General features: G+C 52.4%; 13 protein-coding genes. 6 read left to right on the top strand and 7 right to left on the bottom strand.

Going from position 1 to position 17,248, the window contains the following annotated elements; genetic code table 11:
• Positions 1-160: 160 nt before the first annotated feature.
• The 3 genes from ABWV76_RS14040 to ABWV76_RS14050 form a co-directional block, all read right to left on the bottom strand.
• Positions 161-1,558, bottom strand: coding sequence for a tryptophanase (locus ABWV76_RS14040; protein WP_020412999.1), 1,398 nt, complete (start codon positions 1,556-1,558; stop codon positions 161-163).
• A gap of 849 nt (positions 1,559-2,407) precedes the next feature.
• Positions 2,408-2,773 (bottom strand): VOC family protein, encoded by a 366-nt coding sequence (locus tag ABWV76_RS14045; protein WP_353376293.1) that lies wholly within the window; start codon positions 2,771-2,773, stop codon positions 2,408-2,410.
• A gap of 107 nt (positions 2,774-2,880) precedes the next feature.
• Positions 2,881-4,104, bottom strand: a complete 1,224-nt coding sequence (locus tag ABWV76_RS14050; RefSeq protein WP_353376294.1) for a CaiB/BaiF CoA transferase family protein — start codon at positions 4,102-4,104, stop codon at positions 2,881-2,883.
• 143 nt (positions 4,105-4,247) lie between these two features.
• Between ABWV76_RS14050 and ABWV76_RS14055 the strand changes: the two genes are divergently transcribed.
• Positions 4,248-4,565, top strand: coding sequence for an Mpo1-like protein (locus ABWV76_RS14055; RefSeq protein WP_353376295.1), 318 nt, complete (start codon positions 4,248-4,250; stop codon positions 4,563-4,565).
• Positions 4,566-4,572: 7 nt separating this feature from the next.
• Here ABWV76_RS14055 and ABWV76_RS14060 read toward each other — a convergent pair whose 3' ends face one another.
• Positions 4,573-5,997, bottom strand: a complete 1,425-nt coding sequence (locus tag ABWV76_RS14060) for a TyrR/PhhR family helix-turn-helix DNA-binding protein (protein WP_353376296.1) — start codon at positions 5,995-5,997, stop codon at positions 4,573-4,575.
• A 195-nt stretch (positions 5,998-6,192) separates the two neighbouring features.
• Between ABWV76_RS14060 and phhA the strand changes: the two genes are divergently transcribed.
• From phhA to ABWV76_RS14075, 3 genes are all read left to right on the top strand, one after another.
• Complete coding sequence (gene phhA / locus ABWV76_RS14065) at positions 6,193-6,999, top strand: phenylalanine 4-monooxygenase (protein WP_353376297.1); 807 nt, start codon at positions 6,193-6,195, stop codon at positions 6,997-6,999.
• A 302-nt stretch (positions 7,000-7,301) separates the two neighbouring features.
• On the top strand, positions 7,302-7,778 hold the full coding sequence (locus tag ABWV76_RS14070; RefSeq protein ID WP_020413005.1) for an Lrp/AsnC family transcriptional regulator: 477 nt from the start codon (positions 7,302-7,304) through the stop codon (positions 7,776-7,778).
• Between the two features lie 86 nt (positions 7,779-7,864).
• Positions 7,865-9,034: a cation:proton antiporter gene (locus ABWV76_RS14075; protein WP_020413006.1), complete on the top strand. Its 1,170-nt coding sequence runs from the start codon at positions 7,865-7,867 to the stop codon at positions 9,032-9,034.
• Between the two features lie 21 nt (positions 9,035-9,055).
• Here ABWV76_RS14075 and ABWV76_RS14080 read toward each other — a convergent pair whose 3' ends face one another.
• Genes ABWV76_RS14080 through ABWV76_RS14090 form a run of 3 tightly spaced genes read right to left on the bottom strand, consistent with a single transcriptional unit; the run spans position 9,056 to position 14,869 of the window.
• Entirely contained in the window at positions 9,056-12,211 is a 3,156-nt protein-coding gene (locus ABWV76_RS14080; protein WP_353376298.1) for an efflux RND transporter permease subunit, read from the bottom strand.
• Positions 12,204-13,433 (bottom strand): efflux RND transporter periplasmic adaptor subunit, encoded by a 1,230-nt coding sequence (locus ABWV76_RS14085; RefSeq protein ID WP_353376299.1) that lies wholly within the window; start codon positions 13,431-13,433, stop codon positions 12,204-12,206. Before ABWV76_RS14085 ends, ABWV76_RS14080 begins: the two co-directional genes overlap by 8 nt.
• Entirely contained in the window at positions 13,433-14,869 is a 1,437-nt protein-coding gene (locus ABWV76_RS14090) for an efflux transporter outer membrane subunit (RefSeq protein WP_353376300.1), read from the bottom strand. The genes ABWV76_RS14085 and ABWV76_RS14090 overlap by 1 nt, the downstream gene beginning before the upstream one ends.
• A 320-nt stretch (positions 14,870-15,189) precedes the next feature.
• On the opposite strand from ABWV76_RS14090, the gene ABWV76_RS14095 reads away from it, so the two are divergent.
• Together ABWV76_RS14095 and ABWV76_RS14100 are read left to right on the top strand one after the other, a co-directional pair.
• Positions 15,190-16,374: an acyl-CoA dehydrogenase gene (locus tag ABWV76_RS14095; protein WP_020413010.1), complete on the top strand. Its 1,185-nt coding sequence runs from the start codon at positions 15,190-15,192 to the stop codon at positions 16,372-16,374.
• A 221-nt stretch (positions 16,375-16,595) separates the two neighbouring features.
• A complete protein-coding gene (locus tag ABWV76_RS14100) occupies positions 16,596-17,213 on the top strand; it encodes a trimeric intracellular cation channel family protein (protein ID WP_020413011.1) in 618 nt (205 codons plus the stop codon).
• Positions 17,214-17,248: the final 35 nt, after the last annotated feature.

Consider the following 17,248-nt stretch of genomic DNA (forward strand, 5'->3'; position numbering starts at 1 on the left):
TTTTGCAGGCTTGAGAGCGTTGGCCACGATATCTCGCGGCACTATGAAGATCTAAGCGATTTTGTAAGAAAAGAAAAAAGGCCCACAAGGGGCCTTTTTAGAGGGGAGAGGCTTAATAAAGGCAACAAGGTCCTATCCCCTGCTGAGCACAAGCCATATATCAGAGAGATTTAAATCTCGCCGTGAAATGTCGTAAAACCGGCGGCTCATACTCAAAGGTCAAACCCTTCAATTCATGGGCTCGATTTTGCAACTCAATAATGGCATCAGCGATATAATCCATATGATCATTGGTATACACACGGCGCGGAATGGTTAAGCGCATTAACTCCAAATCCGCCTTCTTCTGCTCACCTGTTTCCGGATCACGCCCCAACAGTAAAGAACCAATCTCCACCGCGCGAATACCCGCCTCCAAGTACAGTGCATTAGTTAAAACCTGAGCAGGAAATTGCTCCGGCGGAATATGTGGCAGAATTTTGGCAGCATCTACAAACACTGCATGGCCACCTGTCGGGTACTGGATAGGCACTCCACCCTCTCGCAAACGCTCACCGAGATACGCCACCTGGCTAATACGGTAGTGTAGGAAGCTCTCATCAGCTGCCTCATAAAGACCTCGGGCCAAAGCCTCCATATCCCGCCCAGCCATACCACCATAGGTAACAAAGCCTTCCATAGGTACACAGCGTGTGCGTACGGCCTGGAACAGCTCTTCATGATCGCGAATACAGCACAGACCTCCGATATTAACCATTGGATCTTTTTTAGCAGACATAGTCAGCATATCGCCGTACTGATACATCTCGCGAATAATTTCCAGGATCGACTTATTCTGGTAGCCCTCTTCCCGCTGCTTGATAAAGTAGGCATTCTCACAATAACGAGCGGAGTCAATCACCACTGGGATATCGTATTTTGTGGCTATCTCATAGACTGCGCGCATATTCGCCATGGAAACCGGCTGCCCACCAGAACTGTTACAAGTTACCGTAGTGATAATTGCACAAATATTGTTCGGCCCATGCTCTTCAATCGTTTCAACCAACTTTTCCAGGTTGAAATTTCCTTTCCAGTCATAGGCAGTAGTGGTATCAAAGGCCCGCTCATCCACCACATTGATCGCTTTACCACCATTCAGCTCAATGTGACCAGCAGTTGTGTCAAAGTGATAGTTGGAAATAAAAACCGGCGTAGTGCCGCCACGCACTTGGCGCATACGCTCGATCAACGCAGGGAACAGGATTTGCTCAGCACCACGCCCCTGATGTGCAGGAACGGTTAATTTATAACCAAAAAAATGTTCAACCGCTTTACACAGATTGTAATAGTTGCGGCTACCTGCATAAGATTCGTCACCCAACATCAAGCCAGCCCACTGGTTATCGCTCATGGCGCCTGTACCAGAGTCAGTCAGCAGATCGATGTACACATCATCACTACGTAATAAGAAAGGGTTCAAACCAGCTTCCGCCAAAGCCTCTTCCCGGTCGGCCAAGGTTGTCATTTTGATCGGCTCAACCATCTTGATACGGAATGGTTCAGGAATACGCTTCATCGTTATTTTCCTTATAAGTCCTGACAGCGGGAACTAAATCTTGGACCTTAGTCACACCGCACACTGTTTTAACGCGGGTATAGTACAGAGGAAGGGGGAAATAGGCGAATGAGGAGCTCGCCATCACAGAAAACTATTCTTGTAGCCGGCTATCAGGCATAAATTATGTTCATTTTATATACCCGATACCGCCAGCTCTTTTCTGAATTAGCTGAAAGCAAATCCAATTTCCACGAGAACAGCTGCTAGCTTTAAAGCGCTTCCCATTCTGCCCAACGGTTTGAGTTAGCCCCCAATTCCAGTAAACCCAAAACCCCAGTATAATTCAGCTTGGCAATAAGCTACATTAAAAGAGTCATACTTTCTGCTTCCAAGCTATATAAATCTATACTTTGTCTAACAAACAAACCTCTTTTTTTCCGTAAAGTTATCAAAAAAAATATTCAACGTTCATAATCCAAGTTCATATTGAGTAAAATCCTTATCATTAATATCATTCAGGCCATTACAGTCAAAGAAAATAACCGCAAAATAAAAACCGGATTATCCAAAACTTTAAAATGGAGCGCCCGACTAGAGCATACCCATTGATCGACATGGGGTATCATCCTGCCAGTTATCTTGCTGCTAAAAAATGATAAATTCTAAGGAGAGTTTTAGATGTCCCCGAAAACTATTGGATTTTGTGAGGAACTCTAAGGATAGAATAAGACAGAAGCGCAATAGCATTAAATATAATCGGAAATAATCTTCTGTAAAAGCCACCAAGATAACTAAAAAAGGAAATTATCGACTAGTTGAGAAAGCAGCCTTCACCCCGCTCCTATCAACTGCCTATTTACCCTCGATCTATATTCTTGCATTCACCTCAATCTTAATTCCCACCGGATCAAAAAACACCAGCTGCCGCATATCTCGCCCCGGGATATCCATTTGCTTACTATCGACTCCCAAAGAGTCCAACTTGGCCTTAATAGGTTGAAGATCATCCGTATGGAAAGCTACATGATCAAGATGCGGCTTAGCCGGTTGTTCACTAGCAACCTCTCCCTCAATCAAATGGAGAATAGGTTTCCCATTCCCATATAACCAAAACCCCTTACGATTGAAGTTTGGGCGCTCACCCTCGATCAGACCGAGAACCTCGGTGTAGAAATCCCGCAAGCGGATCAATTGCTCCATAGATGCGGTAATGTTGAAGTGATCCAATTGCATAACGCTTCCCTGTATTAACCAGCTGACTGAAAAGCGGCGCAAAAATGCACCGCTTAGCTATGCGAGCCCCAATTCCGAAGGGTGTACTACCGGCCAATTAGGAGGCTCTACACAATCCCTTTTTGGCGCAGAGCACCAATCTGGTCTTCGTCTTTACCTAAGAAGTCCCTCAGAACTCCTTCAGTATGCTCACCCAATACGGGGGGGGCTTGCCGATAGTCGAGGGCAGTCTCAGAAAAGATAACCGGGTTACGCACGGTTTTTACCTTACCGGCTTCCGGGTGATCCTGCTCAATCACCATGCCACGGGCTTGAACCTGGGGGTCGGTAAAGACCTCTTCCAATGTATTAATCGGTCCACAAGGTACATGATCATCGCTGAGTTTTTCGAGCCACCAGGCAGAGCTTTGCTGGCGAGTCGTCTCCTCTATTTGCGGTATCAGTTCCTCACGGGCAATCACTCGCGCAGAGTTGGTGGCATAGGCAGGATTATCTGCTAGCTGCTCAATGCCAGCGATCGCACAGAAGCGCTTGAACTGATCGTCGTTGCCTACCGCCAACATAAAATAGCCGTCTTTTGAGGGTACTGCTTGGTAAGGCACGATATTGGGGTGGCCAGTGCCCTGCCGCTCCGGGCTTTTACCAGAGGTGAGATAGTTTTGCGCTTGGTTGGCAAGCCAGGCCACCTGGGTATCCAATAAGGCCAAATCGATATGCTGTCCCACTCCGGTCTGTTGGCGATGCACCACCGCCGCTAGCACGGAGGACACGGCATACATACCAGTCATCAGGTCGGCAACCGCCACCCCCACTTTTTGCGGACCGGCACCAGGCTGGCCTTCCGGCACTCCGGTAATGCTCATCAGGCCACCCATACCCTGGATCATGGCATCATAACCAGCACGATTCTTGTAGGGGCCAGTCTGGCCGAAGCCGGTGATGGAGCAATAAATGACACCAGGGTTAATTTCCTTGATGGATTCATAATCCAGACCGTACTTTTTAAGTCCGCCAACTTTGTAGTTTTCCAGCAGGATATCGCAACGTGCTGCCATTTGCTTAATCAGCTCCTGGCCCTCTTCCGTGGTGATATCCACTGTGACGGATTTTTTGCCACGATTGGCGCTCAGGTAGTAAGCCGCATCGGCAGTATCATTACCCTGCCCATCTTTCAGGTAGGGAGGGCCCCAGTGACGGGTATCATCCCCTCGTTCAGGGCGCTCCACCTTGATCACTTCTGCGCCAAAATCGGCGAAAACCTGCCCCGCCCAGGGCCCAGCAAGAATCCGACTGAGATCAAGTACCTTTAAATGCGCGAGCGGACCTGCCATAACTTCCTCGTTTCGCTAATACAGGGAATAAACCGGAAAAATTTTTGCGGCAGCCTAACAGATATTTAACGCTCACGCCCAACTTGGAAGCTGGCAAAATTCGCCGTACACTGAGGTGCGCAATAAAAATAAGGAGGCGCAGCATGGCCGCTATAGAAGCCCAAAAATTTGAATCTTTTCGCGACTTTTATCCTTTCTACTTACAAGAACATAGCAATCTCACTTGCAGAAGGCTTCACTTCCTGGGCACCACCCTGGTTTTTGCAACCGTGATTGCAGCGATCATTTCCGCTAACCCTATGTGGTTCGCGGCTACCCCCATTGCAGGTTATGGATTTGCCTGGATCGGACATTTCTTTTTTGAGCACAACCGTCCGGCCACTTTTAAGTATCCCTTTTACAGCTTTTTGGGAGACTTTGTGATGTTTAAGGACATGCTCCTGGGCCGTATTGAGCGCTGACCTACGCTTATTTTTTGTCCGCCGACAAGCCATATTTACGCAGCTTGTTGGCTACAGCGGTGTGGGAGATTCCCAGTTCTTTGGCAAGCCTTCGTGTTGAAGGACGCCCGGCAATCAGCTCTCTGAGCAATGCTCGCTCCATGTGCTCCATCATTTCCTTATAGCTGAGTCCTCGCCCCCAGCCTTTCCAAGGCAACTGGGCTTGCACGGTCAAATCCGGCAAATGCTGCAAGGCGATGCTGTCCATACCGTGCCTCCGGCAATTCCCAGCAGCAGCCACAAAGTAATCACGTAATCCGTTGAAGTTATCCGGCCAGTCGTGGCGGCAAATCAAGTTCTCGACTTCTTGATCCAAAGCCAAGTCCGCCTCGTCCGGGCACTCCTGTCGCAGCAGTGTCTTGGCAAAACGTGAGATGGCGGGGCGCATATTACGTAGCGGCGGCAAAGTTATAGAAAGCGAAGAAAATAATTGAGCCAGGGCAGGATGCAGGGTTTTAGGGGTACAACAGGTGGCCACCAACCGAATGGAAGGAGGCAGAGAGCGCAAACGACGCAAGAGTAAAACTTGTGCCTCACTGCTCAAACGATGAAGATCCTCAAGGATCAGAGTTCCACTGGAACGTAAGTGCAACGGGACTTCCATCCGGCCTTCTTGGGGGACAACCCGGTAGCAATCTGCTCGGGCAGCAGCTGGGGAGAGGTAATGTACCGCACCCGCAAAAGTGCTCTTGCCAGTACCCCGCTCGCCGGTGATCAATAACGGGGAGGCCAGCTCAGCAATATCTTGCAACTGCAGGCAACTGTCTCTGCGCAGGTCGAAATCCCATAAGGCCACAGGCCTGGGCAGCTCAGCATTAAACACACTCCTATCCCAGGATTGCATGCGCAATACTGCCCCCGCGAGGGAATCTACATCACTGGGACTATCCAACGCTAAAGGCGACCAGTCCACTCGAAAATTTTGCCCACGCACCACTACTGGCAGACCAAAGCGGGGAACGGCAAAATCCCTCAACAGCTCTGCCACCTGCATTAATGGAAGAAAGCGCTGTAACTGCAAACCCGGCACCTTATCCAGGCTTACGCCGAAAGCTCGTGCCGCTGCCAGATTTGCAGCCACCACCCTGCCCTCACGGTCCACACTCAAAACCGGGTCGGTCACATGTTGAAGCAGTGTATCAAGCTCAAAATAACGCCTTTCTAATGGCAGCAGTGAGATGCGGCGAACTCTCTGCACCCCTGGAACCCTGTAGAGGGACCTCTCTATGGTCTGGTACTGAGTGCCAAGCATCCCCGGCGCGAGCAGATATACCTTGTCGCCACTATCACCACCGAGCTCCCCAGAGGTAACGTTTATACGATATTCGCCGAATATTTGCATAATTTCATGCAAAATGCCGACTCGGTTAGCACAAGTTATTTCAATCCTCACCGGTCCACCTGTAAAGATAACTTTACAAGAAGTGTAAATTGACTGCCACAAGCGGCGCAATACAGCCCTCTCCACTCTCCCCTCCAGGCATCTGCCTGACTAAAAATAGAGGAGAGACATAACAACAAGGTTCAGCGGCAGGGCCAGGCTTACCCGGTACTTATTGGGGGCTGGTGGACCGCAGGAGACGAGCGCATGAAAAAAGAAGCAGCCAAGAAGGGCACCAAGTACGTAGCACGCGAACCCAATGAGCAGGGTTTTATCGAATATACGGATCTGGAACACCAGACCTGGCAGCGCCTGATAGAGCGCCAGTTGGAAGTACTGCCCGGTCGCGCTTGCGATGAATATATGCACGGCCTGGACCTCCTGGACCTTCCCCGCGATCGCATCCCCCAACTGGAGGAAGTTTCCAGCGTTTTACGCCGTGAAACTGGCTGGGAAGTGGCTCGGGTTCCCGCTCTGATCGGTTTTGAAACATTCTTCGGTCTGCTCGCCGACCGCAAATTCCCGGTAGCTACCTTTATTCGCACTCCGGAGGAGTTTGACTACCTGCAGGAGCCGGATATCTTCCATGAGATTTTCGGCCACTGCGCCATGCTCACCAATCCCGCATTCGCCAATTTCACAGAGAAATACGGGCAGCTTGGGCTACAAGCCACTCCCAAAGAGCGCGCGTACTTAGCCCGTCTCTATTGGTTCACCGTAGAATTTGGACTACTCAATACCAAAGATGGCCTGCGGATTTACGGTGGCGGCATCCTGTCCTCCCCAAAAGAAACACTGTACGCAATGAGTAATCAACCAGAGCGTTACGACTTCTCTGCGATTGATGCCCTGCGTACACCTTACCGGATCGACATCGTACAGCCGATTTATTACGTACTGGATGGCTTGCAACAGTTACAGGACCTCACAGAAATTGACCTGATGTCCAAGGTACGCGAAGCCATAGAGCTTGGCCTGTTCGAACCACGCTTCCCGCCAAAAGACGCCGCCTAAGCACTACTTTACCGGGCTGTAAACTGCAGCCCGGTAAAGCCCTCCCCGCCCCGTTATTTCCTGCATATGGAAAATTTACTCAAACCACTCTCATAAACATTGCACTTGGGGAAAATTCCACTACCGGCACAATCGGCCTGAGCCTATCGTTACAGCAGGTTGTGTAGTGGGAGGCCAACTACCTTTCAGCTCTGCCTACACCCGGAACGCCAAACTAACATTCGGGGCGGCATGCCAGCGGACGGCTTTAAAAATGCGTGCAAGGACACAGAACCCCGTAGTTTTGGGAGCGCTGTAGCACTATGTCCTCACTTGACGCGATTGATAGACAACTTCTTGCTATCCTCCAATCCGACGTCAGCCTTTCAATTGAGGAGCTGGCGGAGCGTGTTGGTCTAACCAAAACCCCCTGCTGGCGCCGGGTGCAAAAGCTGGAGAAAAGCGGCATTATCCGCCGCAAAGTTGCATTGTTGAATGCGGAGATCCTGGGCCTACCTGTCTCGGTATTCGCCCAGGTAAAGACTGACCAGCACACACCGGAGTGGGCGGATGCTTTTGCCGAGCATGTGGCCCAACTGCCAGAGGTGGTAGACTGCTACCGAATGGCCGGTGATTACGATTACCTGCTCAGGGTAGTCGTCAGTGATATCGCCGCTTACGACCGCTTCTATAAGGAGCTGATCAGGCGTGTAGGTATCAGTGATATTATTTCGAACTTTGCCCTGGAGCAGATTAAGAGCACTACTGAACTGCCGATCCCTGCGGAAAACAAGGATTAATACACGGGAGATAATCGGCGAAGACTACCGGCTGTCCACACAACTATGGATAATGATGGAATCTCGCTCACTCGCAAGGATGACATGTGGCGGACAGCTCTCTCTTCCAGTCTTTCTTTCTAATTTTTAGTGGCGCGGCGATATTCGCCACCCTGGCTCTCTTCGGCCGCCAGCCGCTATTGGTCGCCTATATCGCCCTGGGTGTACTGCTCGGGCCATCCGGGCTTGCAGTGATTGATAACCTGCGTCTGCTTTCTGACATGTCCAGTGTGGGCATTATATTTTTGCTGTTCCTGCTTGGATTAGACATGCAGCCGCAGGCCCTGATCTCAGTACTGCGAAAAGCTACCTTCGTTGGAATTGTGAGTTGCGCAATCTTTCTCGGACTGGGCTTTTGTATCGGTGAGCTATTTGGTTTTACCACCACAGAGAGCTGGGTAATCGGCATGGCCCTGATGTTTTCCAGCACCATTATCGGTATCAAGCTACTGCCCACAACAGTACTGCACCATAAACACTTGGGTGAGTTGATGGTGGGGCTGCTACTTTTCCAGGATTTTGTCGCCATCGTCTGCTTAATGATCCTGCTCAGCGACAGCACCGGGGATATGCATCTGGGACAAATTGCACTCTCTTTTGGCTCACTGCCTCTGATGGTGCTATTCGCCTGGGTAGTTGTGAAATATCTTTTACTACCGCTGTTCAGCCGTTTCGATCGATTCCACGAGTATATTTTCCTGATGGCCCTGGGCTGGTGCATGGGGATGGCTGAGCTGGGGGAATCACTAGGATTATCGCGAGAAATTGGTGCCTTTATTGCCGGTATTACTCTTGCTGCCAGCCGGATTTCCCAATATATCGCCCTAAACCTGAAACCATTACGGGACTTCTTTCTAATCCTATTCTTCTTCAGCCTTGGAGCTCAATTCAAACTGGCCATGCTGCCGGAAATCCTGGTGCCGGCAATAGTCACTGCTACGGTAGTTTTATTGGCAAAACCGGTGATTTTCCGCTATTTGCTGGGCAACCAGAGCGAGCTTAAAGTTCTGGCCTGGGATATTGGCTTCCGCCTGGGGCAAATCAGCGAGTTTTCCCTACTCATCGCCTTACTTGCCTATAGCCAGAACCTAATCGGCAGCGCTGCCTCTCACTTAATTCAAGCTACGGCAATTATTACCTTCCTGGTCTCCTCTTATATCGTGGTGATGAATTTTCCCAATCCCATCGCAATCAAAGACGAGCTGCGCAGGGATTAACCTTGCGCAGCTGGCTTGTATTTAATTTCCGGCTCGAGCGGTGCTAGTAAATGACTCAAGGGCGTTTTTCAGGGCGCTAAATAGACGGGGGATGTCTTTCCCAAACATCAGGTACAAGCAGGGCACCAATAAAAGTGAAATGGCCGTAGCTGCAAGGATTCCATAGCCCAGGGAAATGGCCATTGGAATCATAAATTTCGCCTGTACCGAGGTTTCAAAAATCATCGGCATTAAGCCACAGAAAGTGGTTACCGTGGTTAAAACAATCGGTCGGAAACGGCGCGCTGCCGCACGCTTGATTGCAGTCTCAACATCAACGCCTTCCTCTCGCAGGCGATTACTGTACTCGATCATTACCAGGGTATCGTTAATCACAACACCAGCAAGAGCGACCATCCCCAACAAGCTCACCATGCTCATGCCATACCCCATGACCAAGTGCCCCAGGATTGCACCAATAACCCCAAAGGGAATCGCCACCATCACAATTAATGGCTGCATATAGCTTTTCAAGGGAATTGCCAGCAATAGATAAAGCACAGCCATAGCCAGCAGGAATGTCAGGCCAAGGGAAGCGAGCCCTTCGCGCTCATCCGCCTGACGCCCTTCGTACGAAATAGTAAGACCGGGAAATTCTGCTTGCAGCTGCGGAATAACACTGCGATCCAGCTCATTGATGACCAATGCCGCCTGATCGCTGGGCTCTACATTGGCAGAGGCAGTCAGCACCCGGCGCCCAGCACGACGGTTAATAGTTGCATAAGCGCGCCCCTTATCGATAACCACGAGATCCGTAAGAGGCATCCATAGGCCGCTGCCCGCGCGAATCATAATGTTATTAACGTCATCCATACTGACACGCTCGCTCTCCGGCAAACGCACCATGACCTTGACCTGATCTCGGCCGCGCTGTTGCCGCAGCGCCTCATCACCATAGAGAGCCGCACGTATCTGCCGGCCAATCTCCTCAGCCGACAAGCCCAGACTCTTGGCGGTTTCAGTAAGCGTCAGGTCAAGCTGGGTTTTTCCCAGGGTAACGCCCGCATCGATATCGCTGACATTGGGAAATTTTGCCAGCTCGGCCCCCAATCGCGCCGCCGCCTGATCCAGGACTGCTGTATCGATATGGCGCAGCTCAACCGTGAGAGAAGAACCTGCGCCGGGCCCTCCCCGATCGGAGGCCGTAGTCGCACTTAAAGCTCCGGCAATTACACCAACTTCTTTCCGCCAGGCACGGACAAACTCACCGGTGGAAAATTCTCGCTGATCCGATGGCACGAAGAAAAAGTCCACCTGGACTGAGTCATCTCCCATCAAACCGCGATTACCGAGAAATACAGCGTCGCGATCGTATTGCTCCAGAACCTTGTTGCCACCGGCAATAATCTGGGATCTGGCTTTCTCCAGCTGGTGTTGCGCTGTTCCCGTGGGGAAAGTCACCGCAAAGCGACCGGAATCCCGCTCTACCCTGGGCATCAACGTAAAGCCCATACGACCACTGGCGGCATAGCCACCAACTACCAGCAGCGTGGAAATGGCAATAGCGATAGTGGTGTATCGGTGTCGCACACAGGCTTCAAGCAACGGGCGGAATCGCTCCTGTACAAATCGATCCAGGCCACGAGCCAATCTCTCCTGGCGGGCTGCAAAACGTTGCGCCCGCGGACTTTTATAGCCTCGGCGCGAATGGGCCAGATGCGCGGGAAGAATAAACAGTGCTTCAACCCAGGAGATAATAAATACCGAGCCCACAACGAAGGGAATAACGCCAAAGATTTTGCCCATAAATCCAGGCAGCGCCATCAACGGGATAAAAGCGACAATATTGGTGAGGATGGCGAATGTCAGGGGAACGGCCACCTGCCTGGCACCAGCAATTGCCGCCTGTAAATTACTATAACCCTTCTGGCGCCACTCGTGAATATTTTCGCCGGCAATAATTGCATCATCCACCACAATACCCAGGGCGATGATAAAGGCGAACATACTCACCATACTAATAGAAATATCCAACCCGGGCAGGAAAAGCAACGCGCCGAGGAAACTAATTGGAATACCCAGTGTTACCCAGAAAGCCAGGCGCAATTCCAGGAAAGCCCCAAGTACAACAAAAACCAGCAACAAACCGATAAAGCCGTTTTTTAGTAACAGCGACAAGCGCTCCTTAAAAATCTCGGAATCATCATCGCGGATAGTGAGGCTCACTCCCTGCGGCAACGACGCCCGAACCTCATCAATAACTTCCCTTGCAGCATCGCTCACACTCAGTGGAGTCTGGTCTCCCACCCGATAAATTTTGATACCAACGGCCGGCTCACCGTTAAACACCATATTGCGGGCCTCATCCTCGAGGGCATCGCTGATAGTAGCGATATCACGCAAATAAACCGCGCCACCGCCACCACCCTGGGTAACAACAATATCGCCAAATTCCCGCGCCCAATCACGCCGTTCGGTAACCCGCACCAGAATTTCACCGGCATCGGTTTTAACACTACCGGTGGGAATATCCACTGCAGCGTTTTGAACAATTGTGGCCACCTGGGCCAGAGTCAGGTCATAGCGGCGCAGGTCGTCACGGCGTATTTCCACCGCCACTTCCAAATCGCGGACGCCCTGGGCCTCCAGCTGGGTTATGCCACTGTGGGCCTCCAATTTGTCATATACCTGCATGGCAAGTGCGCGCAGGCTCCGCTCATCCAGGTTGCCATGGAGGACCAGATCCAATACATCGCGCTTGCGTTCGGCCAGGTTCACCTGGGGCCGCTCAATATCGGCGGGAAATGTCGTTACCGAATCGATCGCCTGTTGGATATTTTGATAGACAAGATTGGCGTCGGCATCACCTTCCAGCTCCAGGTTGAGTACGGCAGAGCCTTCCCGGGCACTGCCACGCATCTCCTTAATACCCACCAAGCCCTGCACCGCCTGCTCGGCCGCTACCAGCACCCCGCGTTCAACTTCCTCCGGACTGGCGCCAGGATAAGAAATGGAAACGCTGACCAAGTCCAAACTGAATTCAGGAAAAACCTCTTTCTTGACGATCACGGAAAATATCAGCCCGCCGACAAGAAACACCAGCATCAGCAAGTTTGCGGTGACATGATTTCGCGCCATCCAGGCGATGGCGCCCGTTTTGGTATCGATATCTCCGTCTTCCACTCTCAGCTCATTCATTCGCGCCTCCGCCACGAGGGCCTTTTCTAGTGGAATTTTCGGCTGAGGCCGCTGCATCTGCCGGTGGCAGACGGGACAGGTTAATCTCTCCAGCGATCCTCACGGGCATTCCCTCGGTCACTGTAATCAGGCGCGTAGTCACCAGAGTTTCACCGCCACTGAGACCTTTCTCCAGTACTGCATAATCCCCGCTGGTATAAGCCACTTCAACCGGCAAAACCGCAGTGCGGTTATCCCGCACTACCCATACGTTATCGCCGTCCTGTAGTGCGCTTAATGGAATCCGCACACGCTCCTGCTCACTTTGGGAAACAATCTCGACCCGCGCGAGATCATTCAGTAACAACTGGGGCTGCGATGGGTCCTGAACAGATAGCGGGTCGTCTAATTCCACCAACACACTGGCAAGCCTGCCCTGCTCTTCCAACACTGGAATCACGCGAACGAATTCACCACGACGATAAATACCTGCGGGCCATTGGCTGCCATAAATACGCACTTCAATATCACTGCTATTCAGGCGATACAGCTGAGAGGCTGGCACTTCCACAGCAATCTGGAAGCGATCGGCACTGGCCAGGCTATAAAGCGTATCCCCGGGAGATACCCGATCACCCACATCCACACTGCGACTCACTACAAGTGCATCGAAAGGCGCTCGGACCTGAGTGAGACGGAGGTTGCGCTGGGCAAGTGCGACATCGGCCTCTGCAGCCTCCACGCCAGCCTCGGCAGCGGCCTGCTGGGGTTCACGTAGCACCAGTGCGCGGTCGGCATCTGAGAGAGTTGCGCCAAGCAGCTCATATTCCTCCAAAGCCACCTGCTGCTGGCCACGCTCCTGCTGGAGTTCCGCTCGGCTTTTGGCAAGGGTACTTTGAGCAGTTTTTAGCGCCAGCTGATAGGGTTCCTGCTCTATACGAAGCAACACCTTACCTTTTGGCAGAACCGCACCTGGCCCCAGATCGTAATCAAGCCATTCAACCTGTCCATCCACCTGCGGTTCCAACTCCGCCTGTTCGCGCGCTGCCACTGTTCCCAGGGCACTCAGGGTAAAAGAAAAACGCCCTTGCTCTGCCAGGGCAACATCCACCGCCGGTGCTGACACCTTGCGCTCACCACGTCCCACGGTGGGTTTCTCACGGATCAACCAGCTGGAAAGCAAAAATGCCAAAACCAGCAAAACTACAGGCATCAGCAAGCGCCAATTGAATTTATTCAGCATCAAGAATTTCCCTCCAGGTACAGCTCCAGATCCACTGGCTCAGGTACGGGAAGGTCCTCCTGAGGAAGCCCCCCGGAAAGTGCGCGGTAAAGTGTCACTCGGTTTTCAATCAACTGGCGTTCAGCGGAAAGCACCTCACGCGCCAGATTTTGGTAATCGGTCGTCGCAGTTAGAACATTGAGGAAGTCCACAGTGCCATTGATATAGGCGCGACTGCGCCGCTGGGCAATCAATTCCGACAGGCGCTCACGCTCCCGCAGGTGCCCAAGCTCCTGTTCAATGGCGCGCTCGCGAATTAAGGCCTGTTCAACTTCTGATAGCGCTTCATTCACCGTACTGCGATACAGCGCCCAGCTCTCCTGCAAGACCGCACCCTGCTGATCTCGCTTGGAAGCCAGTGCCCCACCATCAAAAATGACACCCTCAATAGACGCGGCAATCGCAATTAGCCAGTTCTCGGTAATATCGCTTATCAGACTGGTGCCATTACTGGCGACAGCGGACAAACTGAGCACAGGAAGCCGATCCGCCCAGGACTGGTCCGCCAAGTGGTAATCCTGAAGCAGATTGCGCTGGGCCTCACGCACATCCGGGCGGCGCAACAATAACTGGGAGGGAATACCGGTATCCGGCAGTCCTGGCAATACAGGCAAGCTTGCCACCTCTTGGATATAGCCTTCCAATTGGGGCTCATTGGTCCCAAGCAGAGCAGCTAACTGTACCTTGAGCGTTTCGATATCGGATTCGGTCTGCTCCAGTTCCTGCTCAGACCCCTGAACAAGCTGGCGTTGCTGCAACACATCGGCAGCATCTGTGACACCGCGACCAAATCGCAACTCCAATACCTTCAGACTCTTGCGATTGGTCTCAAGTTGCTGCTCCAGCAAATCGCGCTGCCCCCACTGCTCGCGCAGCTGTAACCAGGTAGCAGACACTTCAGAAGCCAAACTGAGAGCCGCAGTCTGAAGGTTTTGTTCCTGTGCCAGGAAGCCCGCCTCAGCAGCACTGGCACCGGAGCGTACGCGCCCCCACAAATCCACTTCATAACTGGCAGCGATACGGGTGCTCCAGCTGTTGCCCTCGTTAGACGGGTCAGTAAATTCACCGGATGAATAGCGCTGCTCGGTATTTTCCACCTGGGCGGTCACACTGGGCCAGAATCCCGAACGCGCTCCCCGGGCCGCGGCGGCAGCTTGCTCAAGGCGCCAGTAACTGGCCTGCAGGCTCGGATTGTCCTGCAGGGCCAAGTGAACCAGTTGATCTAATTGGAGGTCATTAAAACTACGCCACCAGCGCGATTCCGGAGCCACACTGCCGGAAGCACCAAAAGTTTGCGGCAGCCCTAAAATTTCCTGCGATTGAGGGGGTTCGACAGGTTGCGAAGAACAGCTGGCAAGCAAGGGAATACAAATTGCCAAAACGCGGTAAAAGCACAAGGAATATCACCGAAAAAGAGTTTTAAGCCATTAAAAGTAGAGATTTATTGCGTGCATTATCTCCCCGAAAAAATGCCCGGCAAGGCGTTTTACTCTTGTTTACAAACCGCGGGGAAAATCCTGTGAAATTTTGCCGTCCGTAAGAGTGCCCCAACGCAACTACTTAGGTATGATGCGCCACACTAAACTGAATGGTCACCGGGATTTGCCGCGGGATTCTTCGATAGTCCCCAAGACAATCGGTGTTGGCCAGGCATCCATTAAGCCTGACCAGCTGGACATCCGGTGCAGATTAATAACGGAAGTAGAAGAGACAAGCCATGAGTAAACATCAGCCCCTCGCCCATTGGGACGACATTTTGCTGCTGGACCAGCAGCTGACCGACGAAGAGCGTATGGTGCGCGACGCCGCGCGCGAGTACTGCCAGGACAAGCTGATGCCCAGAGTCCTCGAGGCAAACCGCCACGAAATCTTTGACCGGGAAATCATGAGCGAAATGGGTCAACTTGGCCTGCTCGGTTCCACGATCGAGGGCTACGGCTGTGCCGGTCTCAACTACGTTTCCTACGGCCTGGTAGCGCGCGAAGTAGAGCGCGTGGACTCCGGTTACCGCTCCGCCATGAGCGTACAGTCCAGCCTGGTTATGCACCCCATCTACGCCTATGGCAGCGAAGAGCAAAAGCAAAAGTACCTGCCCAAGCTGGCCACCGGTGAATGGGTTGGCTGCTTTGGCCTGACCGAGCCGGATGCAGGCTCCGATCCCGGCGGCATGAAAACCCGCGCCAAGAAGGTTGACGGCGGCTACCGCCTGAGCGGTTCCAAGATGTGGATCACCAACAGCCCGATTGCCGATGTATTCGTAGTCTGGGCAAAAGACGATGAAGACATCATCCGCGGCTTCGTACTGGAAAAAGGTATGGAAGGCCTGTCGGCTCCTAAAATCGAAGGCAAGTTCTCCCTGCGGGCCTCCATCACTGGTGAAATCGTGATGGATAATGTTTTTGTACCGGAAGAAAACAAATTCCCCGAAATCGGCGGCCTGCGCGGCCCCTTCGGCTGTCTGAACCGCGCCCGTTACGGTATTTCCTGGGGCGCCATGGGTGCCGGTGAGTTCTGCTGGCACGCCGCTCGCCAGTACGGCCTGGATCGTAAACAGTTCAACCGTCCGCTGGCTCAAACCCAACTGTTCCAGAAGAAACTGGCAGACATGCAAACTGAGATCACCCTGGGCTTGCAGGCCTCCCTGCGCGTTGGCCGCATCATGGACGAGAATAAGCAATTCGACCCCACCATGATCTCCCTGGTGAAGCGCAACAACTGTGGCAAGGCCCTGGAAATCGCCCGTATCTCCCGCGATATGCACGGCGGCAACGGTATCTCCGACGAGTTCCACGTAATTCGCCACGTGATGAACCTGGAAGCGGTAAACACCTACGAGGGCACCCACGACGTACACGCCCTGATCCTCGGTCGCGCCCAGACCGGGCTACAGGCTTTCGTTTAAGGCCCGCATACAGGCGCCCCCCGGCACTTGCCGGCGGGTGCGCCAATACCCGTTTCTCTGCTCTTTCCCGCTTTTTAGCTCGGTATCTCAATATTCGATTTCAATACGGTTCTCTCTCCGTTCCAGTTGATTCTGTCACACACTGTCGACCCCTCTCTCCCCATGCCAAATAAGGAGTGCTATTCTCCCCTGCTTTGCGAGTCTGTGGATTTAAAGACACTATGGATCAACTGCTGCATTGGTTCGACCTGATCGGCATAGCGGTATTTGCCTTCAGCGGAGTGCTTGCCGCGGGACACAAACAAATGGACCTGTTCGGCGCCGTAGTACTCGCCTGCGTCACCTCGACGGGTGGAGGCACCATCCGCGACATCATTCTCAACATCCCGGTTTTCTGGCTACAGGAACCTTACTACCTGTGGATTGCCGTAATCACCGGTGTGGTCAGCTTTTACCTGATACGCTATTTACAGGTACCCATGCGCCTACTGATGTTTGCCGATGCTATTGGCCTTGCAGTATTTGTGGTGATCGGTACCCAGAAGGGCCTCGAAATGGGTTATTCCGCCACTATCGCCATAGTAATGGGAATGATGACAGGCACCTTTGGTGGTGTTATCCGCGACGTGCTGTCCGGAGATATTCCCTTGCTGTTGCGCAGGGAAATATATGCTACTGCAGCCCTCACTGGCGCAGCCGTTTTGGTTGCTTTAGATGCCAATGGCAAACTGCCAGGCGATTTGGTGGTGGCCATTGCAGTGCTTGTCACCCTGTCTATCAGGCTGGCTGCCATACGCTGGAATCTTTCCGCCCCCATAGCCCGGTTTGGTAATCATTGACTTTGGCCAACTCCGAAACCCAAACATCAGTATTC

It is taken from the genome of Microbulbifer sp. NBRC 101763 (genome assembly GCF_040371615.1).
Classification (GTDB): Bacteria; Pseudomonadota; Gammaproteobacteria; order Pseudomonadales; family Cellvibrionaceae; genus Microbulbifer; species Microbulbifer variabilis.

Excerpts from the sequence above, each read along its gene's own strand:
- ABWV76_RS14100 (WP_020413011.1), top strand. The coding sequence starts at position 16,596 with ATGGATCAACTGCTGCATTGGTTCGACCTGATCGGCATAGCGGTATTT.
- ABWV76_RS14045 (WP_353376293.1), bottom strand. The coding sequence starts at position 2,773 with ATGCAATTGGATCACTTCAACATTACCGCATCTATGGAGCAATTGATC.
- ABWV76_RS14040 (WP_020412999.1), bottom strand. The coding sequence starts at position 1,558 with ATGAAGCGTATTCCTGAACCATTCCGTATCAAGATGGTTGAGCCGATC.
- phhA (WP_353376297.1), top strand. The coding sequence starts at position 6,193 with ATGAAAAAAGAAGCAGCCAAGAAGGGCACCAAGTACGTAGCACGCGAA.
- ABWV76_RS14080 (WP_353376298.1), bottom strand. The coding sequence starts at position 12,211 with ATGAATGAGCTGAGAGTGGAAGACGGAGATATCGATACCAAAACGGGC.
- ABWV76_RS14055 (WP_353376295.1), top strand. The coding sequence starts at position 4,248 with ATGGCCGCTATAGAAGCCCAAAAATTTGAATCTTTTCGCGACTTTTAT.
- ABWV76_RS14050 (WP_353376294.1), bottom strand. The coding sequence starts at position 4,104 with ATGGCAGGTCCGCTCGCGCATTTAAAGGTACTTGATCTCAGTCGGATT.
- ABWV76_RS14070 (WP_020413005.1), top strand. The coding sequence starts at position 7,302 with ATGTCCTCACTTGACGCGATTGATAGACAACTTCTTGCTATCCTCCAA.
- ABWV76_RS14095 (WP_020413010.1), top strand. The coding sequence starts at position 15,190 with ATGAGTAAACATCAGCCCCTCGCCCATTGGGACGACATTTTGCTGCTG.
- ABWV76_RS14085 (WP_353376299.1), bottom strand. The coding sequence starts at position 13,433 with ATGCTGAATAAATTCAATTGGCGCTTGCTGATGCCTGTAGTTTTGCTG.